We start from the raw sequence: 24,955 nt of genomic DNA, 5'->3' as shown, positions 1-24,955 counted from the left end.
TCACTCCCCACCAGGGTAGCTGTACGAACGAGGGAGCTCAGCGGTCACGGTCCAGCCGCCGTCCACGGTTGGCCCGTACGCCAGCCGGCCGCCGTGTTCGGTCGCCTCGGCGGCCAGTCCGCGCAGCCCACGGCCCGGAGTCGGGCCGATCGACGGCCAGCCGGCCGCCGGTGGCCCGCTGCGGACCACCAGCCGGCAGTGCCGCGGCGCTGGCTCCACTCGTACGTCCACCGCGGTGCCCGGACCGGCGTGCCGCAACGCGTTGGTGGCCGCCTCGATGACGATCCGGCTGACCAGCGGGCCGGACGGCAGGTCCGGCACCGGAGCGATGTCGAGGCCGGCCCCTCGCAACTGCTCCAGGACGCCACCGAGGTCGGTGGCGTCCGGCAGCGGGTCATGTAGGTCCGCGAGGGTCGCCCGCACCTGCGCGAGGGCGTCCCGGCCAGCAGCCAGGATCTGGTCGACTCTCACGGCATCGTCGCTGGTCAGACGGCCAATCGTACGCACAGCCTCGGCTTGCACCAGCATCACCGTGACCGTGTGCGCAAGCGCGTCATGCAGCCGCCGGGCGATCACCTCCCGCTCCCGGGCCTGCGCGCGATGCTGCTGGTGCGCCAACTGGATCTCGGCGCCGCGGCGGGCCTGCTCGGCCAGCAGCGCCGAGCGCTCGGCGCTGTGCCGATGCCGTTCGGCGCCGAGCAGCCACGCCACCCCGAAGATCACCAACGCCAGCACGCCACCTTCGGTCACGCCCGCGAACGTGGTCGCCGCGATCGTGACCACCGCCGTCGCGACCGCGCACAGGCCCCACCGCACCCAGCGGGAGCCATGCAGGGAAGCGGCATAGAGCGCCACCAGCACCGGCAGATAGATCAGCCGGGAAGCCCCCAGCAGCAGGTGGCCGGCAGTCGCCGCGGTCAGCACGACCAGCACTGTCGCGGGCATTCTCCGGCGCAGCGGCAGGGCCGCGATGCAGGCGATCGACAGAGCCAGGCTGACGGCGTCCCAGCGGCCCGCGTCGGCCCACGACCGCCAAGTGCCGGAAACCGCGAAAACCGCCGCCAACACCAGGACGAGAACTCCGTCCGCCAAACGCTCTCTCACGCCAGTCACCGTAGTCTGCGGGAGTGATCCGGATCCTGGTCGTCGACGACCATGCGCTGGTACGAGAGGGGCTCGCGCTGATCCTGGACGCGCAACCGGACCTGACCGTGGTCGGCCAGCTCGGCACCGGCACCGCGCTGCTCAACCGTCTGGGCGACGACGAGGTGGACGTCGTACTGCTGGACCTCCACCTGCCGGACGTCGACGGGCTCGACCTGCTCACGAAGATCCGCGGGCCGCGGGTGGTGATGCTGACAACGGTGGGCCGCCAGCACGAGATCCAGCGGGCACTCGCGGCCGGTGCGGCCGGCTTCGCGCTGAAGGACTCCAGCGGAGCCGAGCTGGCCGCGGCCGTACGAGCCGCCCACGCCGGCATTACCGCGCTGACCCCGTCCGCCGCCGAGCTGCTGTCCGGTGGGCCGGATCCGCTCGGTGCCCTGACCGCCCGCGAGCGCGAGATCCTGGACCTGCTCGGCGCCGGACTGTCCAATCAGGACATCGCCGGCCGGCTGACCCTTTCCGAGCGTACGGTCAAAACACACGTCAGCAACGTGCTTGGAAAACTCGGCGTCAGCAGTCGTACGCAGGCCGCGCTGATCGCCCAGGCACACACGTCCTAAGGCTGAGACAGCCTACATCCTTCGCCGCTTCCCAGCGAAGGTCCGCATGCGACAGGCTGGCCAAGTGGAAAAGAAAACCCCTTTGCGTCGACGACGGTTACTCATCGGCTCTGTCGCCGCGATCGTGGTGCTTTGCCTCGGCGCGTACGGCACCGTGCAACTTATGGATTCCCGTACGTTCCAACTGTTCGGCGGCCTGACCGCACGCGTGGAAACCACTCAGAAAGTGGTCGCGCTGACCTTCGACGACGGCCCCGATCCGGCCGGCACCGACGCGTTGCTCGCCACTCTCGCGCGCGAACAGGTGCACGGAACGTTTTTCCTGATCGGCAGCGCGCTGCAGAGATATCCAGAGCTGGGAAAGAAAATCGCGGCCGCCGGTCAGCAGATCGGCAATCACACATATTCGCATGAGCGGATGGTTTTCCGTACGCCCGGCTATGTCGCCGACAAAATCACCCGTACGGACGCGTTGATCCGACAGACCGGCTATCGGGGCGAGATCGATTTTCGGCCGCCAAACGGCAAAAAGCTCGTCGTCCTGCCATGGTATCTGGCGCAGCACAACCGCAGGACGATTATGTGGGACGTGGAACCGATTTCGTACCCGGAAATCGACCGCAGCGCCGCGGCCACCACCGCCTACACGGTTTCGCACGTACGGCCCGGATCGATCGTCATCCTGCATGGCATGTACGCCAGCCGGCAGCCCACCCGGGACGCGCTGGGCCCCATCATCGACCAACTCCGCGGCCGCGGCTACCGCTTCGTAACCGTCACCGAGTTGTTACAGCTCTCTACGTAAAACCCGTCAACCGGCCGGTCATAATCAGCGCCATGACCGAATCCCGGCGCCGCAACCCGTACTTCGTCGCGGTTCTCGGGCTGATGGGCACCGGTGCACTGGCCGGCACCCAGCTACTGCTGAACGGGTGGTTGTTCCTGGCACTGCCTGCGGTGGCTGTGGCCTTGCTGATGGTCAGTTGGTGGCCGGCGGCCCGGGCCGGCAACACGCGGCCGAGCCTGCTGTTGGTCACCGTCTCGACTGGCCTGCTGCTGGCGACCAGCTGGTTGGTCGAGACCTGGTCAGGCCGGGACTTCTACCGGTATCCCCTGACGTTGCTGGCCGCGGTCGTATTGGTGGCGGCCTGGTTCTGGCGCGATCGTGTCGGCCGCGGGATAGCCGCGGTGCCGGCCGTGGTTGCCGCCATGGTCCTGTTCCTTCTCACCAAAGGCTTCTTTTACGGATCGCTCGTACAGACGGTGTGCCCTACCCCGGACACCCGCTACTGCGGGTTCACGGTGGCGGTTTTCGGTCCGGTCGTGCTCAACGTGATTCCCTGGACGCTCGCCGGACTCCTCCCGCTTCTCGCGCTTCGCCTGATCATCAGCGCCAGTGGCGCGGCGGGACCGTTCGACGGCCCCAGGAAGGGCTTTGACCAGCGCGTCGACATCAGCTGGCACGGAGGTGTGGCCGAGCGAGAATCGCAGCGACGAGCGGGCGCGGGCGGGGTCGGCGCCCATCGCGACCAGCACGTGAGAGGGCTCGGCGACACCGGCGGAGCAGGCCGAGCCGGTGGAGCACTCCACCCCGGCCGCGTCCAGCAGCATCAGCAGCGCGTCGCCTTCGCAGCCGGGAAAGGAAAAGTGCGCGTTGCCGGGCAGCCGGTCGGTCGGATCGCCGTTGAGGATCGCGTCCGGCACCAGGTCGCGTACGCGTGCGATCAAGTCGTCGCGCAGGGCCCTGACGCGCGCGGTCCGCTCCGGCTGCGAGCGTACGGCGGCGTCGACGGCGACCGAGAAAACTGACGATGCCGGCGGTGTCCAGGGTGCCCGAACGCACGTCCCGCTCCTGGCCGCCGCCGCCGTGCTGGACGGGAGTGGCGGCGACCTGGGCGGCCGAGCACCAAGGCGCCGACGCCGACCGGGCCGCCGAGCTTGTGGCCGGTCAGCGTCAAGGCGTCCACCAGCGTCGGGTCGACCGCGACCTGGGCGACCGCCTGGACGGCATCGGTGTGGAAGGGAATGCCGTGCTGGTGCGCCAGCTCAGCCAGCTCCGGGATCGGTTGGACCGTCCCGACCTCGTTGTTCGCCCACTGCACGCTGATGACCGCGACTCTGTCGGCCCGCTCGGCGAGCGCGCCTTGGAGAGTGTCCACGGTCAACCGGCCGTACGCGTCCACCGGCAGGAACTCGCCGGCGGCCCGCTCGTGCTCGGTGAGCCACTCGACCGTGTCCAAGATGGCGTGATGCTCGATGGCGCTGGTCAGCACCCGCGTACGGGCCGGATCGGCGTCCCGCCGCGACCAGAAGATGCCCTTGACGGCCAGGTTGTCGCTCTCCGTACCGCCGCTGGTGAAGATCACCTCGCTCGGCCGGCAGCCGATCGATCGCCGCCGCGATCCGCTCCCGCGACTCCTCCACCGCCCGCCGCGCCCGCCGCCCGCTCGCGTGCAACGACGAGGGGTTGCCGTGCTCCCCCAACGCCGCCACCAGGGCATCCCTGGCCTCAGGCAGCATCGGGGTGGTGGCCGCGTGGTCGAGATAAGTCACGTGGTCCAGCCTAGTCTGACACCGACATTCCCCAGGCCCGAGACGACTGAGCCGGCGTACGTCGTGCGTACGCCGGCTCAAACGCTGTTACCTGCCAGAAATCAGCCCTTTCGGGCGTTGATCGCCTCGGTGGCCTGCGGTACGACCTTGAAAAGGTCACCGACGACACCGAAATCGGCGAGCTCGAAGATCGGCGCCTCTTCGTCCTTGTTGATGGCGACGATGGTCTTCGAGGTCTGCATACCGGCGCGGTGCTGAATGGCACCGGAGATGCCGACCGCCACGTACAGGTTCGGCGAGACGGTCTTGCCCGTCTGGCCGACCTGGAACTGGTGCGGGGGGGGGTAGAAATCGGAGTCGACGGCGGCCCGGGAGGCACCCACCGCGGCGCCGAGCGAGTCGGCCAGGCCCTCGATGAGCGCGAAGTTCTCCGCGCTGCCCACGCCGCGGCCGCCGGAGACCACGATCGAGGCCTCGGTCAGCTCCGGCCGGCTGCTCTTCTTCTCCGACACCCGGTCGGCGACCTTGGCCTTCTTGGCCGCGTCCGAGACGCTCACCTCGACCGCCTCCACCGACGGCGTCGCCGCGGCCGGCTCGGCGGTGACCGCGTTGGTCGCGATCGTCAGGATCGGGGTTCCCTTGGTTACCTTGGATTTCACGATCACCGCGCCGGCGAAGACGACCTGCGTCGCGGTGCCGTCGGCGGCCAGCTCGGTCACGCCGGTGAGGAAACCGCTCTCGATCTTGACCGCGAGACGGCCGGCGATTTCCTTGCCGTCAGTGGTCGAGGCGAGCAGCACGGCTGCCGGGCTGGCCTGCTTGACCAGGCCGGCCAGCACCTCGGCCCGCGGCGCGACCAGGTAGTCGGTCACGTCCGCGGACTCGGCCGCGTAGATCTTCTGCGCGCCGTACTCACCGAGCGTGTCCTTGAGCTTGTCAGCGTCGCCGGCGGCGCCGAAGACGACCGCCGACGGCTCGCCCAGCGCGCGGGCCGCGGTCAACAGCTCGGACGTGATTTTCTTCGCCGCACCACCGGAGTGCTCAACTACGACGAGGACCTCTGCCATGAGGATGGATCCTTCCTGAATCTATGGTGGCTACGGGTCAGACGATCTTCTGGGTGGCGAGGAACTCGACCAGCTTGCTGCCGCCATCGCCCTCGTCCGGCACCTTCACGCCGGCGCCCTTGGGCGGCCGGCCGGAGAACTCCAGGACCTCGGACCAGGCGCTGTCCAGACCGACCTGGTCAGCGGAGACGCCGAGGTCGGACAGCGAGTACGTCTCCACAGGCTTCTTCTTCGCCTGCATGATGCCCTTGAAGGACGGGTAGCGCGGTTCGTTGATGGTGTCCCAAACGCTGACTATCGCCGGCGTGGTGGCCTCGATTACCTCGTAGCCGTCGTCGGTCTGCCGCTCGATCGTCGTCAGCTTGTCGCCGTCCACGGTGAGCTTGCGGGCGCCGGTCAGCTGGGCGATGCCGAGGCGCTCGGACAGCATCGCCGGCAGTGCGCCGGTCTGCCCGTCAGTGGATTCCGCACCCGCGATGACCAGGTCGTACTCCAGCTTGCCCAGCGCCGCCGCGATGATCGCCGAGGTGGCAACCGTGTCCGAACCGTGAATCGCGGGGTCGCTGACGTGGACGGCCTTGTCCGGGCCCATCGACAGCGCCTTGCGGATTGTCTCGGTGGCCTTCTCGGGGCCGACCGTCAGCACGGTGACCTCGCCGCCGTGCGCCTCTTTTAGCTTCAATGCCTCTTCGATCGCGTATTCGTCCAGCTCACCGATGACGAGGTTGCCGGCGTCGCGGTCGACGGTCTTGTCGTCTTGTCGAAGGTTGCGCTCAAGTCCTGAGTCAGGCACCTGCTTGACGAGTACGACGATGTTCACTGCTGGCTCGACCTCCTACCGGCGCTGACCACTGAGTTGTTCGTACGACGTTATTCCTACGACCACCGTGTGCGGCACGCCTCACCCGGGTGCCCCGAGGCTTCCGCTTCCTGGGGGCAGGGTCAACGTGCAGCGGTTGTTGCATTCGCCACCCACATGTTACTTACCAGTAGCTACCTGGGCACCTGCCGGAAGTATGGCTCATCTCACGACACCCGGCTCCCCAGGACGCGCGCAAGCCCACAAGGGAAGGTATCTGCCTCGGTTCTGGAGTGGCTCGCCTCCGGCGGCGTCAGCGGGTGGTGCGGAACCGGTGCTGATAGGTCGATGGCGAGACGTTGTGGGTCGCGTGGAAGGCGCGGCGGAGTGATTCGTCGCTGCCGAAGCCACTGGCACGGGCAGCGCTGGTCACTGTCGTACCAGCCTCCAGAAGTGCGCGGGCGGCCTCCAGACGGACCCGTTCGAGGTAGTGACCCGGCGTGGTGCCCAGCTGGTCGCGGAACAGGCGGCGCAGATGGCGCGGGGTCATGGTCGCGGCGCGGGCCAGGGACTGGGCGGTGTGTTCCTCGGCCGGGGCGGCCGCGACCAGGTCGATGACCTGCCGCAGCCGCTGGTCCTGGACGGGCGGCAGCTCCGTACGGACGGAGAACTGCGACTGTCCGCCGGGACGGCGCAGAAACACGACCAGTTCGCGGGCGACTTCGCGGGCGAGGTCGGGACCGTGGTCCTCCTCGACGAGCGCGAGCGTCAAATCGATGCCAGCCGTCACTCCGGCACTGCTGACGAACCGCCCGCTGCGGATGAAGATCGCGTCGGGTCGCACGTCCACCTGGGGAAACTGGGTCGCCAACGCCGACGCATATCGCCAATGAGTGGTGGCTTGGTGGCCGTCGAGCAGGCCGGCGCGGGCCAGTACGAACGCGCCGGTGCAGACCGACGCGACCCGGGTCCGCGGGGAGACCAGCGTCGTCAGCAGCTGCCGCGCCTGAGTATCAGCGGGCAGCCTGGTCAGGTCGTCGGCGCCGGTGACGATCAGGGTGTCGAGCCGACCGGCTGCCTCGACAGGGGTGTCGCAACGAAGCCGTACGCCGGCCGAGGTGACCGGTTCGGTGTGTGGCCAGCCGATCAGCGTGACGTCGTAGTCGGCACCGCGAGCGCGGGCGGCGGCGGCGGCAGTACGTCGACAGGACCCGACACGTCGAGTAGCTGAGCGCCGTCAAACACCAGCACCCCCCGACCCTTGCCATCGGTCGCCTCCAGAGGTCCGTATCTGTGGGATAGCTGTCCGGCCGGACATGGCCGGGCCCAGCGTACGCGGCCGAGGATGACGGTGTTCAGCACGAACGCAAGCGAGGGAGAACGACCATGACCGAGACGATTGCCGGCGTGAGCATCCCGGATACCCACCTCGTGCGGGAAGCCACCGAGTTGGTACGCGCGGTTACTGACGAGCTGCTCTACCACCATTCGCGCCGAGTGTTTTTTTTTCGGTGCCCTCCAAGGCCAGCGGCGCGGGTTAAGTCCGGATCTGGAATTGCTGTACGTCGGCGCGATGTTCCACGACCTCGGGCTCACCGAGAAGTACGCCTCGACCGATCTCCGATTCGAGGTGGACGGCGCCAACACCGCTGCGCGGTTCCTCACCGAACACGGCGTGCCCGCCGACGCTGCCCGCAAAGTGTGGCTGGGCATCGCATTGCACACCACGCCCGGCGTTCCGGAGTTCCTCGAGCCCGAGACCGCGCTGGTCTCCGCGGGCGTGGAGACCGACGTACTGGGCATCGGCTACCGCGACCTGGACCCCGGGCTGGTGGCCGAGGTGACGGCAGCGCATCCGCGGCCGGAATTCAAGAAGCAGATCCTGGCCGCGTTCACCCGTGGCGTCATCAACCGCCCGCGGACGACCTTCGGCACGGTCAACGCCGACGTACTTGCCCATTTCGATCCATCGTTTGTCCGGGAGGACTTTGTGGACACGATCCTGCGCAACGAATGGCCCGAATAACAGCGAAAGGGGTCAGCAGCCGACCAAGTCCGTGACGAAAACGCGGCAGGTTTCCCGCATGGTGGCCAAGGACATGCTGGGTGAGCGCAAAAGCACCTGCATGGCAAGACCGTCGACCATCCCGACCAGCATGTTCGCCAGCCGCACCGGGTCGCCGGCGCGGGCCGTGCCGGCATCCTGGGCGGCCTTGATGACCTCGGCCACCAACTGCCGCCACTGGCCGTACAAATCCTCGTTCACCCGCCGCAGAGCCGGATCGCGGATGCCCTCGGCCCACAGCTGCGCCCACACCCGCCAGGCCCGCAGCGATTTTCCGGAAGACGGCAGGTAAGACTCGACAATCTCCTGCAGCAACTCCAACGGTTCCCGCGTCGACTCACGCATCCACTGCCGGCGTGCCAGCGACTCCTCGAAATTGAAGACAAAAGCAGCGTCGACCAGCTCTTTTTTCGTTTCGAAGTAATAGTGTACGGTCCCGGTGCTGACGCCGGCCGCGGTCGCCACATCCGCCACCCGAAGCTGCTGGAGGCCGGATTTCGCGATCACCGCACAGGTCGCGTCCAGAATCTGCTGGCGGCGCTCGACTTCCACACTGGGGCGCGGCATCGCGTTACCCGAGGTTCCGGGAGATCACCAGGCGCATGATGTCAGAGGTGCCCTCCTCGATCTCCTCCAGCTTCACGTCCCGCATCCATTGCTCGACGGGGAATTCCCGCGAATAGCCCCAGCCACCGAGCGTCTGCACGGCCGCCCAGGTCACGAACATCGCCGTTTCGGAGGCCGTCAGCTTGGCCATCGCCGCGAGGCCGGTGGCTGTCTGGCCACTGTCGATCACCCGGGCGGCATGGTGGACGAGCAGCCGGGCCGCCTCGATTTTGGTGGCCATGTCGGCCAACCGGAAGGCGACCGCCTGATGCTCGATGATCGGTACGCCGAACTGCCCTGCGTGTTTTCGCATAGTCCAAGGCGAATTCGTACGCGGCCCGGGCCGCACCGAGCGCGGCCGCGCCGAGCACCACCCGGGAGACATCGAAGGTCCCCATCAGGCCGCGAAAACCCTGCCCTTCCTCACCTAACCGGTCTTCCGTCGGCACGTACACGTCATCGAGAAAGATCTCCCGGCAGACGATCGCCCGCTGCCCCATCTTGCGCATCGGCGCACCGAAAGTCATTCCCGCGGCCGGCTTTTTCAGCAGGAACGCGGTAACACCACCAGATCGCTGACTAATATCGGTCTTGGCGAAGATGACGTAGACCTCCGCGGCGCCGGCGTTGGAGATCCAGGTCTTCCGGCCGTTGAGCCGATAACCGCCTTCGACCTTGGTCGCGGTCGTACGAATCGAGGCCGCGTCCGATCCGGACTCCGCCTCGGTGGTGGCCAACGCGGTCATCGGCGCGTCCGCGCCGGACAGCGGGGTGAGCCACCGCTTCCGCTGGTCCCTCGGTGCCCAGCATCAAGATCGGGTCAGCGAAAAAAAAAAACCGTTGGAGCACACCAAATTCCCGATCCCCGGATCACCCCAACAGAGCTCCTCCTGGACCAGACACTGGGTGAACACATCGGTGATCCCGCCGCCGCCATATTCCGCTGGCAGCATGAAATCGGCGATGCCGACCTGCGCCGCCTTCTGGAAGATGTCGACCGGGGTGACCACGTCCGCCTCATCCACTTCACGGCCGCGCGGACGAATCTCCCGACGAGCGAAGTCCTGGCACAGCTGGACAATCTGCCGCTGTTCGTCGGTCAACGGCCAGGCCGGGATCGTCATGACCGTCCTTCTTCCGGTACGAGCAGTACGTCCACCGCAAGCACGCCGGCTGGGCCGACCCGGACCGGGTTCAGCTCCAGCTCCGCGAACTCCAGCGGCAGCTGGGAAATCTCGGCCACCAGCCGGGCGAGAGCGACGACATCGGTCCGCGCACGACCACGCCAGCCATGCAGCAGGGGCGCGCAGCGCAGCCGGTCGATCATCGCGGCGGCTGTCTCCGGCGACACCGGCGCCAGCTCCACCGCAAGGTCCCGCTGCAGCTGGGCGGCCGTACCACCGGCGCCGATCGCCACCACCACCACCAAAATCCGGGTCCCGGCGGACGCCGACCAACATTTCGACCACGTCCTCCCGCAGGTCCTGCTCCTCCACCACATATTCGCCATCGCCGAGTCTGGCGCGCATCTGCTCGTACGCGGCGGACACCGCGTCCCGGTCCGCCAGTGCGACCCGAATGCCGCCGACCTCGGTTTTGTGGTCCAGCCAACCGGCTTTCAGCACGTACGGCGGCGACAACGTGTCGTCGACAAAGGGAAAGAGCCGGGCGGCGGGGAAGGGGATGCCGTACGCCGACAGCGCTTCGCGGGCCGCCCAGTATCCGCCGGGGATCCTGGTCGTACGCACCGGGCCTGCCGGCCTTTCTCGTTTCACATCTTTAAAATCAGCCAACCGAGCGAGCGCGAACACCGCGGCCTCGATGGTCGGGAAGGCCGGCACGCCGACCTCCCAGAGCTCCTCGGTGACCGGGCCCTGGCTGCCCATCGTGTGCACGACGAGCGGTTTTCGGTAAGTGGCGGCGATCTTCCCGAGCCGCTGCGCGACCTCCAGCTCGCGCTCAGCGAGCGTCGGCGTATCCGAGCCATAACAACCGAAATAGCCGGTCAGGATGGCCCCGTCGACCTCGTCGGTGGCGAGCGCCCGATCGATGGTTTCGGCATAGCTGGCCAACTCCCGCTCGCCGGCACCGGCCAGATCCACCGGATTCACGTGGGCCGCGGCCGCCGACAGCACAGAGCCGATGCTTTCCGAGAGAGCGGACGAAAAGCTTGGCACCGACAACCCAGCGCCAGCGGCCTGGTCGGCGGCGATGCCACCCTGTCCGCCACTGTCTGCCACGATCGCGACCCGCCGACCAGCCGGGATCGCCGTGCCAGCAAGGAAGGCACGGGCCGCCGTGACTAGCTGGGCCGGCGTCTGCACCCGTACCACCCCGGCCGCCCGACAGGCCGCGTCGACCACGTCCAGCGACGACGTGAGCGATCCGGTGTGCGAGCGAGCCAACCGGCTGCTCGCCGCGCTGGCACCCACGGTCAAGACGACCGTCGGCTTCCCGGCGGCCCGTAATTCGCGCAGGGTCTCGAAAAGTGCCTCGCCGCCGGCGAAACTCTCCAGATAGAGCGCGATCATCCTGGTCAGCCGATGGTTTACCAGATCAGCCAGCATTTCCACGGCCGTCACGTCCGACTGGTTGCCGACCGACACCAACCGGGCGATCCCGATCCCTTGGCGCGCCCCAAGAGTCGCGATCTCCGAGCCAATCTGCCCGCTCTGCGAGACGATCGCGAGCGGCCCGGCGGTGAAACCGCCCCACGCCAGCCGCAGGTCACTGGCCGCGTCAAAGATGCCGAGGCTGTTCGGTCCGACCAGCCGAGCTCCGGCGGCCCGGATCCCGGGCCGCCAGCTGGCGCTCGTCCGGCACCCCGGCGGCGATGCCGACAAAGCCGCGCACACCCATCTCAAGCGCCTCGTCGACGATCCGTTCGATGGCGTTGGCCGGCACACACAGCGCGACCAACTCCGGCGGCTCCGCGAGCTCGGACAGCCGCCGTACGCACCGCTGCCCCAGCACCTGCCCGCCGCCACGGTTCACCAGGTCGACGCGCCGCCGATGCCGCCCGGCAAGCGCGCCGGACGCCAACCAATGCCCCCATTTCGCCGGATCCGCGGAAGCCCCGACCACCGCCACCGACGCCGGATCCCGGAACACCTCCAGCCCCCGTCCCGCTCGGCATCGCGGCCACTCCCGATCGATAAATAACTGATCCGTCAGTCAGTTATGGAGCCCGATCCTGGCCCTGGCAGCGGCGAATGTCAACCAGGCCTCAGCCCGAAGCCGGGATCCCCCATTACCCGCCGCCAATGAACCAGCGTCGGCGGCGCGATCGCGCGAATGTCCACGCGCGGGTTCCCGTTCGGCGCAGGCCCATCAGGCCCGGGCTTTTCCGCTGACCGTCTCGATAAACGGCCGGACCAGCGAGAGGAACCGGTCCGGTTCGGAAGCGAAGACGACATGTCCGGTGTCCAGCGTTTCCAGCTGGGATCCGGCCAGCGACTGGTGGGTCGTACGGCCGGCACTGAGCGGGATCACCGGATCTCGCTCGCCCCAGACCAGCAGGGTTGGCGCGGTCAACCGGGCGGCCGCCGGCCGCAGGTCGAAATCGACAGTGGCGAAACTCTTCCACAGCGCCGCGTCGATCCGGGCGCCCTCAGCGGTTTTGGCCTTGTCGACAACCCGTCGGGCGATCGCGCGGTCGAAATCGGTACGCACCTTCATATAGCTGGGCACCATTCGCGGCATGACCAAGTGATTGACCGCTTTTACTCCCAGTAGCCGACAACAGGCCCTGGTCACGATGTTCTGCGCGATGAAGCCACCAGCGTTGACCAGCACCAGCCCGCTCACCTGGTCCGGGCGGTCGATGGCAAGTTTCGCCGCCGCATATCCACCGACGGAATTCCCGATAAAGACAGCGGGTGGCAGGCCTCGTACCACTTCGGCCAGGACGTCGGCGAAAAGTCGCGCGCTGAGCCGCGCTGGCGCCGGGTCGGACTCACCGTGCCCAGGCCAGTCCACCGCGATGACCTTGTGGTCGGCCGACAGCGGCTCGGCGATCAGGTCGAAATCGGTGTGATCGTGCAGCGCCGCATGCAACAGCACTATCGGCGGGCCGGCGCCGCGCTCGCGGTAGAACACCCGCCCGGCAGTGGTCGACACGTACGGCATGGGATCCCCTCTCGAGTTTCAGTGACCGACTGGTCGGTCACTGAAACTGTACCAGTGGGTGACCGGTCGGTCAGTGGGCTATCCTGGAGGCATGCCAACAAGGCAAGCAGCTGCCGAACTGACCCGCGAGGCGTTGCTGGACGCCGGCCTCGCCGTCGCCGAGCGACATGGGCTGGGCGGAATGAGTGTGAACCGGATCGTCACGCAGGCGGGCGTCGCGAAAGGCACGTTCTACGTGCATTTTCCCGATCGCAGCGCATTTCTGAGCGCGCTGCACGGCAATTTCCATGATCGCGTCACGGTGGCGGTGACCGCGGCGACGGCCGGACTGGAGCCGGGATTGGGCCGGCTCCGGCAGGGCATGACGACCTATCTCGACGCGTGCCTCGCCGCCCGCGGAGTGAAGGCCCTACTACTGGAAGCCCGCAACGATGACTCGGTGGCCGCTGAGGTGGCGCTGCGCAACGATGCTTTCGCGCAGTTCGCGGCGCCAGACCTGCGGGCGATGGGGTGGCGGCAGCCGGTCGCCGCCGCCCGGCTGCTGATCGCGATGGCCGCCGAAACAGCGCTGGTCGAGCTGGTCAACGGCCGCCGCGACTCGACCAGCCGGCGGGTCCTCTGGCAGCTGGTCGAGCGCGCCGACCTGACCTGAGCCAAAACGGCCGCGCACCCAAGTTTGGTGCGCGGCCGTTTTGGCGCAGGGGAAACAGCTGGAACCAAGGACGGATCCTGGCAATAAGTCCATTCCTGGCAACCGGGAGCCGACACCGACCCAGCCATTTTCTCAGTGGAGAAACTACGGCGCTTGGCGCCAGGCCATCCGGAAACTGTGGATGCCACCGTTGCCGTAAGCCTTCAACGTGTACGCACCACCTGGCACACCCCAGCATTCCCACGTCTGGGCCGGGGCATTGATCGTCGTGACGTTGTCGCAGTTCCCGACGCCTTCCATCTGCCAGGCGAGCTTCTCATCGCCGCCGCCCCACGCATCGATGTCGACGAAGATGTTTCCGCCGTTCAGGTTGGCGATTCGCTGGCAGTTGGTGACACCGTCGCACTCCCACGGTCCGCCATTCGCTGGTGCGGCGGCGGCCGGAGTGACTGTGGCGGCGAGCGCGCCGGCCATCAGGACAGCTCCAGCGGCCGTCCATCCGGCCCGCTTGATTTTCGACCTCATGCGAAACCTCTCTTCTGATCAAGGGGGAGTTCCGCCAGTCACCATCGTGGCGACATCCCCGGGACACAAGCTGTTCCATCCGGCTTTGAACCGTTCACCGCACGTTGACAATCGAAAGCCCGACACTTACGAAATGGCCGACTTCGGTCGGGGTACTCGCCGGTAGGGTGTTGCCCGCGGCGATGCTAAGTTGTGCTGACGACCAGAACAGGACCTCTCCGAGGCGGTGTGACGATCAGTAGCATCTCCGCAGCTGAGTGGGACGCTCTCCCGCTGACCGGCGAGCGCACGGTGCCGGGCATCGCGCACGAGAACTACTGGTTCCGCCGGCATGAGGTCGCCTATCAGTACGCGTTGTCGTGGGTGCGTGGAGCCGATGTGCTGGAGGCCGGCGCCGGCGAGGGATACGGCGCCGCCGTGTTGGCGACCTCCGCGCGACAGGTGTTCGCACTGGATTACGACCTTTCCGCTATCGAGCACGTGAGCCGCAAATACCCGCAGGTGTCGGCGATCCGCGGCAATCTCGCCGCGCTGCCGGTGGCCGATGCGGCGGTGGACGCGGTGGTCAGCCTGCAGACCGTCGAACATCTCTGGAATCAACCGGAATTCATCTCCGAATGCGCCCGGGTGTTGCGACCGGCCGGCACTTTCCTGATCTCCACCCCGAACCGGCTGACGTTCTCCCCCGGTCTGGACAAACCGCTGAATCCGTTCCACACCAGGGAACTCACCGCCGCCGAGCTGGACGAGCTGCTGGCGCCGCATTTCCGGGTGTCGCGGATGCTCGGTGTCCATCATGGACCGCGGCTGCGCCGAGCGGACAAACATTTCGACGGTTTCGTGGCGGCCCAACTGGCCGAGCCGCCGGCCACCTGGCATCCGGAGCTGCGCCGGGCGGTGACCGCCGTACGGGCCTCGGATTTCGTGGTCACCGAAGACAAGGTGGATGCGAGCCTCGATCTTTTCGCCATCGCGGTGAAGAAGAGAGCCAGCCAGTCGGCACGTTCTGTCTGGTCCTGCACACCCACCTGCCGTGGCTGCCGCACGCCGGCACCTGGCCAGTCGGCGAGGAATGGGACGTACCAGGCATTCACCGCCTCCTGGCAGCGGGTCGTCAGGGTGATCGAGGCGCTGGACCGGCCGGACGTGCTCACTCTAGGCATTACACCGACGGTCGCGGCGATGCTGGACGACCCGTACACCCTCCGGGAGTTGCACACCTGGATCGCGAACTGGCAACTCCGCGCCGCCGAGCTGGCCGGCCGACCAGAGCCACACCTCAAATCCCTGGCCTCGTACGAATGGCGGGCCGCCTCGGCGTGCCTGGACGACTTCGAAAGCCGGTGGATGCACGGTGGCTCGCCGGTGCTGGGACAGCTGGCCAGCAGCGGCACGGTCGAGTTGCTGGGCGGGCCGGCGATGCATCCTTTCCAGCCATTGCTGCCTTCTCGGCTGCAGCGGTTCGCGCTCGCCGTCGGGCTGGACGACGACGCCCGGCAGCGGTATGGCTTCGCGCCGGCCGGAATCTGGGCACCGGAATGTGGTTACCGGCCCGGCCTTGAAGCGTCCTATGTAGACGCCGGCGTCCAACGGTTCTTGATTGATGGTCCGGCCGTCCAGGGCCAGACGCACGCCGCATATCCGGTCGTCGGCACCGACGTGGTCGCTTTCGCCAGGGACCTGGAGGTCACTTACCGGGTGTGGTCGCCCAAGGCCGGATATCCGGGATCCGCACCGTACCGGGATTTCCACACCTTTGACCACGCCTCCGGTTTTCGGCCGGTCCAGGTCACCGGAAAGCACCTTCCCTCCGAGGCGAAGAAGCCGTGGGATCCGGCGGCCGGTGCGGCGCAGGCCAGCGCGGACGCGGACGACTTCGTGGCTCGGGTTCGTGACCGGCTGGTGTCGTTGGCTGACCAGCACGGCCAGGAAAGCCTGGTGGTGGCGGCGTACGACACCGAGCTTTTCGGGCACTGGTGGCACGAAGGAACCACAGTGGCTGGCCGCGGTCTTGCGCCGGTTGCCCGAGGCGGGCGTACGGGTGACGACTCTCGGCGGCGCGCTCGCGGCCGGCCATCTCGGGCCGGAGCGGGAGATTCCGGCGTCATCGTGGGGATCCGGCAAGGACTGGCGAGTATGGGACGGCGAGCAGGTCGCCGATCTGGTGGCGGACAACGCGAAAGTCGCCGATCGCCTGCTGTCCACAGTGGACGACTTCGGTACCGCCGACCGTGACCCGGTGCTCGACCAGTTGGCCACTGAGGCGCTGCTCGCCCTCTCCAGCGACTGGGCGTTCATGGTCACGAAGGACTCGGCGGCCCACTACGCCCGCTGCAGGGCCGCGAAACACGCCGCCCAGGTCGCTGAGCTCGCCGATCTCCTTTACGCCGGCCACCGCCGCGCCGCCGAAACCCTCGCCGCCCAGCTCCGCGTCGTCGACGGCCCTTTCGCCCATCTGGACGCCCGACAGCTCTAAAACAACGCCCGCGAAAACGCGTCGTTCCCGCGGGCGTTGCCAACGTACGCCTTACCGCAGCTGGTAAGCGTGAACCATCGTCTCGTCCACCGAGTTGCCAGCGGTGTCGGTCGCCTTCACCCGCAGCGACACGAATCCCCCGGACTTTCCACCCAGCACCGGCAACACCCAGGTGTCACCAGCGCCAACGGCCCGTACGAGCGACCAGGTTTTGCCGTCATCAAAGGAAGCCCACGCCTGCACCGACGACACTCGTGCCGCCGCCGAGCCCCGCTGACGACCAACAGAAATCGGCACCACCGCATTGACCGGGACCCGGTTGTAGTCATCGGCAGGCGGCGAATAGCCAACATCCAGCAACGGCAGCGGCTGGTTCGCATTCCCAGCCACGTGCGCCGACCGGAAATCCCAGGTCGCGGACACCCTGCTGGAGAATGTCGAGGCCGGCGCATCGCTTGCCATCTGTGCCTTGAACTCGTAAGCGGCGTCATCGGCCGGGACGGTCCATTCCCCACCGCCCGGGCACGGACTGGCGCCGGGTCCGGTGGTGACCGGTGTGCCGTTGCGAAGCAGCTGATTCGATCCCATCCCGAGGTAACAGGTGTAATCGGAATGGTCGGCGGAACTGTCCACTCGCAGCGGAATTCCGAAGCCAAGCGTGTCACCGGACCGGTAGGCGTATGGCGGGTCGGTGGTGAATACCGGCGCGGTCGACACCCTGGGCGAAAAGACCGCTCCGTTCCACGACTGCTCGACGGCCCTGCCGGCGCGGAACGCCTGGGCGGGCAGGCTCTGCCGAGCCGAGAACCAGTTCGTCTGGTCGAAATAGCTGCCGATCATGCCTCCCACCAGCCAACTGACTCTCGGCGACAGATACTGATCCTGGGTGGAAGGCAGCCCCACCGGGATCTCGATGTTGCTGAAGAAACCATTGAAGTCACCGGCGATAAACGTGTATCCGTAAGAAACTCCGGCGGCCCGGAATTTCGCCTTTATGTGCGCGAGCTGGCTCTTGGTCTCATGTCGCAAACCACCGACCGGAAACGCCCCACTGATCGGATAGAACAGATCATATTGGTACGGGCTGGAAGCCACCGTGGTCAGCGACACCGTTGTCGGGCCGTGCGCGACGGCGTCCAACAACAGCTGACTGTCCGCCTCGGTGCCGGCCTCATACACAGGGATGGGGGTGTCGTTGGGAACACTGAATAGCCGACCGACCTCGATCATCCCGACACCACCTGCCTTGGCGACGTCGGCCGCGATCACCGCCGGGTCGTTGCCGGCCGGCGCGACCAAAACCACCCGCCCTTTCACCTCCGCTTTGGACAGATCGGCCGGTGTTCCAGTGCCGCCACTGACCAGCTGCCGGGTGCCCTTGGTGGTGGCCCGGGGCGAGTTGACCGCGTACGACAGCACAACCCGAGAACCGCCCGAGCCTATGCCAGTCACCACCGCCTCGGGTTCGGCGAACGTGCTTTCCAGCCCCAGCTGGAAATCCGCCGCTGGTTTGCCCACCGAGCCACTGTAGAGTGCGGCACCGCCGCCCACGAGCTGGGCGAGGTAGAGCCCGATCGGCATCCCGGTCAAATGCCACCCCAACATCTGGCTGAGCTGTTGGGCACCCGGTTGGTCGACCGTGATGACCGACGGCTGGGCGTCCTTCGCGGCATCGATCGTCAGACTGGTGTTGGCATGCAGGTCGAGATCCGGCGTGGAAATCCCGGCGGTCGAGACGACGTCATCGCCGGAAAACTGGTACACCGTGGTCGCGAACGCGAGGTGGCCCGCGTCGAGCCGCAACCTCACCGTCCCGTCCGGCCCGACCTGAACACCGAAGGGCTGCATGTTCGCCCGGTTGATGCCAAAAACCTCGCCGTTGGTGGCTGGTCTTCCGTCCCGGCCAAGCACGGTGAGGGTCAGATCGTATTTCTCCGGTTCCTGGTACGCCCCGACTGCGGTGCGTACGACGGTGTCGCCAGCGGTCGCGGTGATCCATCCGCCGTACTGGCTGGCCGACTGGCGCCTTGGCCGGATCAAAGATGACGTCCACAGTGGACCTGCCATGTGCTGGTACGGCCACATTGGTCGCTGACAGCGCGAAACTCCCGTCCGCCGCCGGCTTCCCACTCGCGTCTGTCACCGCCGGCGTCACCGCGAGGGTCACCGCCGTATCGCCGTCGTTGCGGTAGGTGATGGTCTTGGTCTCCGGCGGCTGCCCCATGTGCGGCCACCGAAGATAGCCAAAAGAGAGACTGCCGGTCGCGGTGACTTTCTGCGCGTACGCTCGCGCCACGTCCACCCGACCGTCGCCCTGCTGGTAGACATTCGCACCGGATATCTGCTTACTGGTGGACATCAGTGCGGCCTTGAGCTGGTCGGCCTGCCAATCCGGATGCTCTTGCACCAGAATCGCCGCCGAGCCGGCCACGTGCGGCGACGCCATCGACGTGCCAGACAGCCGCTGGTACGAATCTCCGACTGGGTCGCCGATATCGCTGCCGGCGGCGCGCGCGCGGCCACGATATCCACCCCCGGTGCGGAAATATCCGGCTTCACGGCGTAGTCACCCAGCCTCGGGCCAAGACTGGAGAAGGTGGCGTACTGGTCCTGTTTGGTGACCGCGGACACGGTCAACGCCGCGTCCGCCGCGGCGGGCGACCCGACCCGACCTGCGAAGAAGGCCCGGAGTTTCCGGCCGCCAGCACGAACAAGGTGCCCGACTGTGCGGTCAACATGTTCACCGCCTGCGACATCGGATCGGTGCCATCGCTGGGTTCGTCCGATCCCAGGCTCATGTTCACCACCCGGGCATGCTGATCAACCGCCCACTGCATTCCGGCGATAATGCCCGAGTCGTAGCCGGAGCCGTCGTCGCCCAGCACTTTGCCGATCAACAACTTCGCGCCCGGCGCGACACCTTTGTATTTCCCACCGAAAGCCGCGCCGCTGCCAGCAACGATCGAGGCCACGTGGGTGCCATGCCCGAAATGGTCCTGCGTTCCGGTGGTGGAACCGGGAAAAGTCCCTGCTCGCCAGCACCTCACCAGCGAAATCCGGATGATCGGCATCCAAACCGGTGTCCAAGATGGCGACCGGCACGCCTTTCCCGGTGAAACCGGCCTTCCACGCCTCGGGCGCACCGATCTGCGGCACGCTCTGGTCCAGTGCGGCGTGCACTTTCCCGTCCAGCCACAGCTTCTGTACGCCCGCGGCCAGCGCACGCGCACCCGTGCCACCCCGGACCGCCTGCCAGAACGCGGTCGCGGTCGGCTTCTTGACCCGAGTCGCGATGATCCCGAGTTTCGCGAACGAGACGCTGTTCTGCGCGTCCGGCAACACGGCCGGCCGGGCGCCGGCCGGGCCGGTCTCCAGCAACGGGATGTCGGCTCGGTGCGCGTCGTCGTAGCCGTCGCGAACCAGCAGGCTCACGTCGAACAGCCGCGAATCCACCTTGCCAGCGGCCAACAACGGCAGCACGTCGGCCGGCAGGACGGTCACGTCGTCCTTTGACTTTGTTGATGACAAAGGACATGTGGGTTCTACCAAGGGCCGCCGACACAACTGCCGACTGCTGCGCGCCGCTGCCGGAGAGCGTCACCTTGTCGCCGGTGATCAGCGTGACCACCTGACTTTTCCCGGTCGCCTTCCCGGGTTTTCCCGGCGACGGCGGTGCGGCGCCGGCGCCGGCCGGCGCCACCCCCACCATGCCCGCCACCAGCACAAAAGCCAGCCCACTGGCCATGAAAGGTCTTCGCCTCATCGACATCCCATCCAGACCTGGAAAGCGAACGTACGAACGCAAGGACAACTGAACCCGCCGACAAGGTTGCCCCCCGTGCTCGACAAGGCCCCCCGAAGTGCCCGAATGGGCCAGAGAATGTCCTGACTACCGACCGATCATCCGATTTCACCGGAGACCGCCTGGAAACTGTCCGCCAGCCTGCGCAATCCCGCTGGCAGGTCGGCGATCGCGATGCCGCCGTAGCCGAGCACCAGCCCCTGGGCGGGTTCGCCGGCGCAGTATTCGGACAACGGTTCCACCGCGACACCGGCGGCCACCGCCCGCTCCACCACCGCGGCGACATCGATTCCGGTGTCCGCGCGCAACCGGGAACACACATGCAGACCGCAAACCGAGGGCACCGGATCCAACCAGGGTGCGAGACTTCCCTGCAGTGCCTCGTGGATCAGCTCGTAGCGACCGGCGTATTCGCGAGTCGCGCGGCGAATGTGCCGGGCCAACAGGCCGTCCTCGACGAACCGCGCGAGCGCCGCCTGGGTGCTCATTTCGCTGTGCCAGTCGGAAAGTTGTTTCGCCGCCCGGAGCGCGGGCTGCAGCGAGACGGGCGCGACGAGAAGGCCGAGCCGCAACATCGGCAACAATGTCTTGGAAAACGACCCGACATACACCACCCGGCCGTACCGGTCGATGCTCTGCAAAGGCTCCAGCGGCCGGTCGGAGAACCGGAACTCGCTGTCGTAGTCGTCCTCGACGACGACCGCGCCGTGCCGTGCCGCCGCCCACTCCAGCAGCGCGTCGCGGCGGCGCAGCGACATCGTGGTGCCGAGCGGGAACTGGTGCGACGGCGTGGTGTAGACCAGCCGCGCGGCGGCCGGCAGCGCCGTCACGTCGAGGCCCTCGGCGTCGACTCGTACGCCCACCACCCGCGCACCCAGGCTCTCGAAGAGCGCGCGTACGGGCGGATAGCCGGGCTCTTCGACCGCGACCGTGTCGCCCGGGTCGACCATCACCCGGCCGATCAGGTCGATGGCCTGCTGGGCACCGTGGGTGATGACCACGTCGTCGGCGCCGGCGCGTACCGACCGGGAAACACCCAGATGCCGGGCGATCGCGGCGCGCAGGCCCGGATGGCCGGCCGGGTCCTTGTACTCGGCCGAATGCAGCAGGCCGGGCCGCAGCTCGCGGGTCACCAGCCGGCGCCAGCTCTGCAACGGGAACAGCCGCGGGTCCGGCATCCCCACCCGGAAGTCGTACGGCGCCGCCGCGGTCGGGGTCCGGGCCGCCGGCAGGTCCCGCCACAGCGCCCGCGGTCGTACGACCGCACCGCCCGGCGCGGTCCGCGACCGTCCCTGCCCCAGCTTCTCGGCCTGCACATAAGTGCCGGCGCCCACCCGCCCGACCAGGAAACCCTCGGCGGTCAGCCGCTCGTACGCGGCGGCGACGGTGTTGCGGGACACCGCGAGCTGGGCGGCCAGGTCACGGGCCGACGGCAGCCGCTCGCCGGGCCGCAGCCGGCCGTCCAGGACAGCGTCGTGCAGTTGCCGGTAGATCCGCGCGGCGAGGTCGCCGCGGCCGGCGAGACTGACGTGGAAGTCCACCGAATGACCCAATCAAGTTACCGAGAATTGGACCTTACCGCCGGCCAATCTACTGCTTAGTGTCCTGTGTAGACAGCTGGAGATCCGAGGAGACACCGATGACCACCACGGCCGACATGTGGTTCGACCCGAAATGCCCCTTCGCGTGGAACAACTCGCGCTGGCTGCTGGAAGTCGGAGAAGGTACGTGACGTGCGGATTCGCTTCCACGTCATGAGCCTGTCGATCCTCAACGACGGCCGCGAGGGCCTGGACGACTGGTACGCGAACTGGCTCAAGGACACCCGCGGGCCGGTGCGGGTAGCGATCGCCGCTGAGCAGAAGTTCGGCGGCGACGTGCTGCGCGATCTCTACACGGCGCTGGGCAACCGGATCCACCACGACAAAACGCCGATCAGCCGCGAGCTCTACGTCTCGGCGTTGGCGGAGGTCGGACTGCCGGTCGAGCTCGCCGACGCGGCCGACAGCACGGACTACGAGGAGGCCCTGTTGGCCAGTCACCACGCCGGCCTCGATCCGGTCGGCGAGAACCTCGGCACGCCGTCGATCCACCTGCCCGGGCCGGACGGCCAACCAAACGCGTTCTTCGGACCGGTGCTTTCGCGGATTCCGCGCGGCGACGAGGCTGGGCGGCTGTGGGACGGCGTCGTGCTGGTCAGCGGGGTGCGCGGCTTCGCGGAGCTGAAGCGTTCCCGCGACCAGCTATCGTTCGATTAGGGAGGCGGCCGCGGCGCGGGTCGGCCTGCTCATCCGGTCGCCAAAAGGAGCGAAATGACTTACACAAAGGACACTGGCGAGGTCAGCGCACTCGTACGGCCATATGCTGCCGCCGAAACCGTGCGTACGGCCAAGGTTTTCGGCCGTTTTGTGGCCACTGGCGAGCACACGAACAACCAGTTCGGGCTTTTCGAGTGGAATATGCAACCGCGGGCCGGCGGTCCGGATCCACATTTCCACCGGACCTACTCGGAGTCATTCCACGTTCTGTCCGGCAGCGTGACGATCTACGACGGCCGGGAATGGGTGAAAACCGTCCCGGGTGACTTCGTCCACGTGCCCGAGGGTGGTCTGCACGGATTCCGGAACGACACCGACGAGCCGGCTTCGATGCTTATCCTGTTCTCTCCCGGCGAAGCCCGGGAGAACTACTTCCGCGAGCTGACCGAGATCCGCAACACCGGGCGCAAACTCACCGACGAGGAATGGACCGAGTTCTTCGTACGGCACGACAACCATTTCAGCTGATCCGCGCAAGAAAGCGAAAAAAGTGACATACAACAAGGAAAGTGGCGAGGTCAGCGCGATCGTTCGCCGCAACGGCGAAGTCGAGACGACCAGGACCAAGCGGTCCTTCGCCCGGTTCGTCGCCACTGGCGCCGAGACCAACGGACAGTTCGGCTTGTACGAATGGAATATGCAGCCGCGATCTGGCGGATCGGACCCGCATTTCCACCGGAAGTTCTCCGAGTCATTCTTCATCACCGCCGGCACCGTGGAGATCTACAACGGAACGGAATGGGTGCTGAGCTCGCCGGGTGATTTCGTGCACGTACCAGCCGGCGGCATCCACGCCTTTCGCAATGTCAGCGACGAACCGGCCTCGATGATGGTCATCTTCGCGCCGGGCGAGGCCCGTGAGGAGTATTTCCGTGAGCTGATGGACATCAGCAACAACGAGCGGAAACTTTCCGAGGCGGAGTGGGCCACGCTTTACGACAAATACGACAACACCCTCGCGTGATGGCGATCCGCATCGTCCCACCGGCCGGGCCGGCGCGGATGCTCGCCCAGGCGCAGCTGACGAACGCGATTGGCGACGGCGCGTACTACGTGACGTCCGCGCTCTATTTCACCCTTTTCATCGGCCTGACACCCACCCAGGTCGGCCTCGGCCTGACCCTGGGCTGGGCGATCGGTTCGGTGGTCGGGGTGCCGCTGGGGTATCTCGCCGATCGTCGCGGACCCCGTGGCATAGCCGTCCTGCTGGCGGTCGCGACCGGCCTGTCGGTCGCGTCTTTTCTGCTCGTACGGTCATTTGTCCCGTTCCTGATCGCCGCGTGCCTTTACGCCAGCTGCCAGTGCGGCCTCGGCGCGGCCCGGCAGGCGCTGCTGGCGGGCTTGGTGGACAAGGAAAAACGCACCGAGGTGCGGGCTTATCTGCAGTCCACCGTCAATGCCCGGGCTCGCGGTTGGAGCGGCCCTGGGTGGCCTCGCGCTGACGCTGAACACCCGTACGGCCTTCCTGGTGGTTTTCGCGATCGACGCGGTCAGTTTCCTGCTTTCCGCGCTGGCGCTGCGCCGGCTGCCGGCCGTCGCCGCTAGCCCGCGCGGACCCTCCGGCGAGCCGGCTTTGGCCGTACTAAGGGACAAACCGTACACCCTGGTGACCTTCCTCAACACCATCATGCTTTTCTATATGCCGCTGCTCAGCCTGGTGATCCCGCTCTGGCTCGTCCAGCGCACCGCGGCGCCACACTGGATGGTGTCCGCACTGCTGGTGCTCAACACCCTCAGCGTGGTGATTTTCCAAGTACGGGTGGCCAGCCGGGTCACTGGCCTCACGTCCGCGGCCCGGTCCGTACGCTTGGCCGGCATCGCGATGCTGGCCGCCTGCGCGGTTTTCGCGCTGTCGTCCCTCGGCTCGTCGGCCTGGCTCGCCGGGCTCGTCCTGCTGGCCGGCGCGGTGCTGCAGGTGATCGGCGAGATGATGCTCGGCGCCGGCTCCTGGGAAATTGGTTTCGACCTGGCTCCGGCCGGAAAACAGGGCCAATACCAGGGGTTTTTCGGCACTAGCACAGCCATCGCGAGGATGGCCGGACCATTGGCGCTGACCACCCTGATCATCACGTGGGGCACGCCCGGCTGGATCGTGCTCGGCGTGCTGTTCCTGCTCGCCGGCACCGCGATGGGCCCGGCCGTACGCTGGGCGGAACGAACCCGCGTGCCGGCGGCCGTTAGGTTGTCAGCAGACCCCGTGCGCTGAGGAAAGCGGTCAATTGGGCGATTTGCCCCTCGGT

The 24,955-nt window shown here is 67.2% G+C and carries 24 protein-coding genes and 9 pseudogenes; 13 read left to right on the top strand and 20 right to left on the bottom strand.

Annotated elements, in window-relative coordinates:
- Positions 1-1,104, bottom strand: a complete 1,104-nt coding sequence (locus GNX96_RS07960; RefSeq protein WP_163567564.1) for a sensor histidine kinase — start codon at positions 1,102-1,104, stop codon at positions 1-3.
- Positions 1,105-1,127: 23 nt separating this feature from the next.
- On the opposite strand from GNX96_RS07960, the gene GNX96_RS07955 reads away from it, so the two are divergent.
- Complete coding sequence (locus GNX96_RS07955; protein ID WP_163567563.1) at positions 1,128-1,724, top strand: response regulator transcription factor; 597 nt, start codon at positions 1,128-1,130, stop codon at positions 1,722-1,724.
- 64 nt (positions 1,725-1,788) lie between these two features.
- Positions 1,789-2,529 carry a polysaccharide deacetylase family protein gene (locus GNX96_RS07950; protein ID WP_279579729.1) on the top strand — a complete coding sequence of 247 codons (741 nt, stop codon included), beginning with the start codon at positions 1,789-1,791 and terminating at the stop codon, positions 2,527-2,529.
- Here GNX96_RS07950 and GNX96_RS07945 read toward each other — a convergent pair.
- The 5 genes and pseudogenes from GNX96_RS07945 to GNX96_RS07925 all read right to left on the bottom strand — a co-directional run bounded on the left by GNX96_RS07945 (position 2,522) and on the right by GNX96_RS07925 (position 7,290).
- Complete coding sequence (locus tag GNX96_RS07945; RefSeq protein WP_163567561.1) at positions 2,522-2,761, bottom strand: hypothetical protein; 240 nt, start codon at positions 2,759-2,761, stop codon at positions 2,522-2,524. The two genes, GNX96_RS07950 and GNX96_RS07945, sit on opposite strands and share 8 nt — an antisense overlap.
- A gap of 361 nt (positions 2,762-3,122) precedes the next feature.
- Positions 3,123-4,244: pseudogene (locus GNX96_RS07940) on the bottom strand (cysteine desulfurase family protein); the annotation flags it as partial.
- Between the two features lie 134 nt (positions 4,245-4,378).
- Positions 4,379-5,344, bottom strand: a complete 966-nt coding sequence (locus GNX96_RS07935; RefSeq protein ID WP_163567560.1) for an electron transfer flavoprotein subunit alpha/FixB family protein — start codon at positions 5,342-5,344, stop codon at positions 4,379-4,381.
- Positions 5,345-5,381: 37 nt separating this feature from the next.
- A complete protein-coding gene (locus GNX96_RS07930; RefSeq protein WP_163567559.1) occupies positions 5,382-6,164 on the bottom strand; it encodes an electron transfer flavoprotein subunit beta/FixA family protein in 783 nt (260 codons plus the stop codon).
- Positions 6,165-6,456: 292 nt separating this feature from the next.
- Positions 6,457-7,290 (bottom strand): GlxA family transcriptional regulator, encoded by an 834-nt coding sequence (locus tag GNX96_RS07925; protein ID WP_279579746.1) that lies wholly within the window; start codon positions 7,288-7,290, stop codon positions 6,457-6,459.
- 239 nt (positions 7,291-7,529) lie between these two features.
- On the opposite strand from GNX96_RS07925, the pseudogene GNX96_RS07920 reads away from it, so the two are divergent.
- Positions 7,530-8,169, top strand: a pseudogene (locus tag GNX96_RS07920) (HD domain-containing protein).
- Between the two features lie 12 nt (positions 8,170-8,181).
- Here GNX96_RS07920 and GNX96_RS07915 read toward each other — a convergent pair.
- The 8 genes and pseudogenes from GNX96_RS07915 to GNX96_RS07900 form a co-directional block, all read right to left on the bottom strand.
- Positions 8,182-8,775, bottom strand: a complete 594-nt coding sequence (locus GNX96_RS07915; RefSeq protein ID WP_163567558.1) for a TetR/AcrR family transcriptional regulator — start codon at positions 8,773-8,775, stop codon at positions 8,182-8,184.
- A gap of 4 nt (positions 8,776-8,779) precedes the next feature.
- Entirely contained in the window at positions 8,780-9,127 is a 348-nt protein-coding gene (locus GNX96_RS49960) for an acyl-CoA dehydrogenase family protein (protein WP_279579745.1), read from the bottom strand.
- Positions 9,128-9,173: 46 nt separating this feature from the next.
- Positions 9,174-9,560 (bottom strand): annotated as a pseudogene (locus GNX96_RS49955) (acyl-CoA dehydrogenase family protein); the annotation flags it as partial.
- 63 nt (positions 9,561-9,623) lie between these two features.
- Positions 9,624-9,938, bottom strand: coding sequence for an acyl-CoA dehydrogenase family protein (locus tag GNX96_RS49950; RefSeq protein ID WP_279579744.1), 315 nt, complete (start codon positions 9,936-9,938; stop codon positions 9,624-9,626).
- Complete coding sequence (locus GNX96_RS49945) at positions 9,935-10,315, bottom strand: acetate--CoA ligase family protein (RefSeq protein ID WP_279579743.1); 381 nt, start codon at positions 10,313-10,315, stop codon at positions 9,935-9,937. Before GNX96_RS49945 ends, GNX96_RS49950 begins: the two co-directional genes overlap by 4 nt.
- Positions 10,299-11,669 (bottom strand): annotated as a pseudogene (locus tag GNX96_RS07905) (acetate--CoA ligase family protein); the annotation flags it as partial. The pseudogene GNX96_RS07905 and the gene GNX96_RS49945, both read right to left, overlap by 17 nt.
- A complete protein-coding gene (locus GNX96_RS49940) occupies positions 11,554-11,925 on the bottom strand; it encodes a CoA-binding protein (RefSeq protein WP_279579728.1) in 372 nt (123 codons plus the stop codon). The gene GNX96_RS49940 and the pseudogene GNX96_RS07905, both read right to left, overlap by 116 nt.
- Positions 11,926-12,144: 219 nt before the next feature.
- Positions 12,145-12,942, bottom strand: a complete 798-nt coding sequence (locus GNX96_RS07900; protein ID WP_163567557.1) for an alpha/beta fold hydrolase — start codon at positions 12,940-12,942, stop codon at positions 12,145-12,147.
- Positions 12,943-13,000: 58 nt separating this feature from the next.
- Between GNX96_RS07900 and GNX96_RS07895 the strand changes: the two genes are divergently transcribed.
- Complete coding sequence (locus GNX96_RS07895) at positions 13,001-13,594, top strand: TetR/AcrR family transcriptional regulator (RefSeq protein ID WP_279579727.1); 594 nt, start codon at positions 13,001-13,003, stop codon at positions 13,592-13,594.
- Between the two features lie 144 nt (positions 13,595-13,738).
- On the opposite strand, the gene GNX96_RS07890 is transcribed toward GNX96_RS07895, so the two are convergent.
- Positions 13,739-14,119 carry a hypothetical protein gene (locus GNX96_RS07890; protein ID WP_163567556.1) on the bottom strand — a complete coding sequence of 127 codons (381 nt, stop codon included), beginning with the start codon at positions 14,117-14,119 and terminating at the stop codon, positions 13,739-13,741.
- Between the two features lie 192 nt (positions 14,120-14,311).
- On the opposite strand from GNX96_RS07890, the pseudogene GNX96_RS60935 reads away from it, so the two are divergent.
- Together GNX96_RS60935 and GNX96_RS07880 are read left to right on the top strand one after the other, a co-directional pair.
- Positions 14,312-14,782, top strand: a pseudogene (locus tag GNX96_RS60935) (class I SAM-dependent methyltransferase); the annotation flags it as partial.
- A 347-nt stretch (positions 14,783-15,129) separates the two neighbouring features.
- Positions 15,130-16,595 (top strand): annotated as a pseudogene (locus GNX96_RS07880) (1,4-alpha-glucan branching protein domain-containing protein).
- 51 nt (positions 16,596-16,646) lie between these two features.
- Here GNX96_RS07880 and GNX96_RS49930 read toward each other — a convergent pair.
- Entirely contained in the window at positions 16,647-18,635 is a 1,989-nt protein-coding gene (locus tag GNX96_RS49930) for a protease-associated domain-containing protein (RefSeq protein WP_279579726.1), read from the bottom strand.
- 2 nt (positions 18,636-18,637) lie between these two features.
- Here GNX96_RS49930 and GNX96_RS49925 point away from each other — a divergent pair, with 2 nt between their 5' ends.
- Positions 18,638-18,787, top strand: coding sequence for a hypothetical protein (locus GNX96_RS49925; protein WP_279579725.1), 150 nt, complete (start codon positions 18,638-18,640; stop codon positions 18,785-18,787).
- A 200-nt stretch (positions 18,788-18,987) separates the two neighbouring features.
- Here GNX96_RS49925 and GNX96_RS62885 read toward each other — a convergent pair.
- From GNX96_RS62885 to GNX96_RS07865, 3 genes and pseudogenes are all read right to left on the bottom strand, one after another.
- Positions 18,988-19,041: pseudogene (locus GNX96_RS62885) on the bottom strand (hypothetical protein); the annotation flags it as partial.
- Positions 19,042-19,163: 122 nt separating this feature from the next.
- Positions 19,164-19,226, bottom strand: a pseudogene (locus tag GNX96_RS62880) (hypothetical protein); the annotation flags it as partial.
- 2 nt (positions 19,227-19,228) lie between these two features.
- Positions 19,229-19,666 carry a S8 family serine peptidase gene (locus GNX96_RS07865; RefSeq protein ID WP_163567554.1) on the bottom strand — a complete coding sequence of 146 codons (438 nt, stop codon included), beginning with the start codon at positions 19,664-19,666 and terminating at the stop codon, positions 19,229-19,231.
- Positions 19,667-19,683: 17 nt separating this feature from the next.
- Here GNX96_RS07865 and GNX96_RS07860 point away from each other — a divergent pair, with 17 nt between their 5' ends.
- Positions 19,684-20,004: a hypothetical protein gene (locus GNX96_RS07860; RefSeq protein ID WP_279579724.1), complete on the top strand. Its 321-nt coding sequence runs from the start codon at positions 19,684-19,686 to the stop codon at positions 20,002-20,004.
- Positions 20,005-20,495: 491 nt separating this feature from the next.
- On the opposite strand, the gene pdxR is transcribed toward GNX96_RS07860, so the two are convergent.
- A complete protein-coding gene (gene pdxR, locus GNX96_RS07855; RefSeq protein WP_163567552.1) occupies positions 20,496-21,938 on the bottom strand; it encodes a MocR-like pyridoxine biosynthesis transcription factor PdxR in 1,443 nt (480 codons plus the stop codon).
- Between the two features lie 98 nt (positions 21,939-22,036).
- On the opposite strand from pdxR, the pseudogene GNX96_RS07850 reads away from it, so the two are divergent.
- The 5 genes and pseudogenes from GNX96_RS07850 to GNX96_RS49915 all read left to right on the top strand — a co-directional run bounded on the left by GNX96_RS07850 (position 22,037) and on the right by GNX96_RS49915 (position 24,921).
- A pseudogene (locus GNX96_RS07850) lies at positions 22,037-22,655 on the top strand (mycothiol-dependent nitroreductase Rv2466c family protein).
- A gap of 54 nt (positions 22,656-22,709) precedes the next feature.
- A complete protein-coding gene (locus GNX96_RS07845; protein ID WP_163567551.1) occupies positions 22,710-23,183 on the top strand; it encodes a cupin domain-containing protein in 474 nt (157 codons plus the stop codon).
- Positions 23,184-23,205: 22 nt separating this feature from the next.
- On the top strand, positions 23,206-23,679 hold the full coding sequence (locus GNX96_RS07840) for a cupin domain-containing protein (RefSeq protein ID WP_163567550.1): 474 nt from the start codon (positions 23,206-23,208) through the stop codon (positions 23,677-23,679).
- Complete coding sequence (locus GNX96_RS49920; RefSeq protein ID WP_279579723.1) at positions 23,679-24,260, top strand: MFS transporter; 582 nt, start codon at positions 23,679-23,681, stop codon at positions 24,258-24,260. The genes GNX96_RS07840 and GNX96_RS49920 overlap by 1 nt, the downstream gene beginning before the upstream one ends.
- The gene (locus tag GNX96_RS49915) at positions 24,154-24,921 is read left to right on the top strand and encodes an MFS transporter (protein WP_279579742.1); all 768 of its coding nucleotides are present in this window, start codon (positions 24,154-24,156) and stop codon (positions 24,919-24,921) included. Before GNX96_RS49920 ends, GNX96_RS49915 begins: the two co-directional genes overlap by 107 nt.
- Positions 24,922-24,955: the final 34 nt, after the last annotated feature.

Source organism: Fodinicola feengrottensis (assembly GCF_010993775.1).
GTDB classification, from domain to species: domain Bacteria; phylum Actinomycetota; class Actinomycetes; order Mycobacteriales; family HKI-0501; genus Fodinicola; species Fodinicola feengrottensis.
Note: the sequence above shows the minus strand (reverse complement) of the source record. Positions and strands in the feature narration are given on the sequence as shown.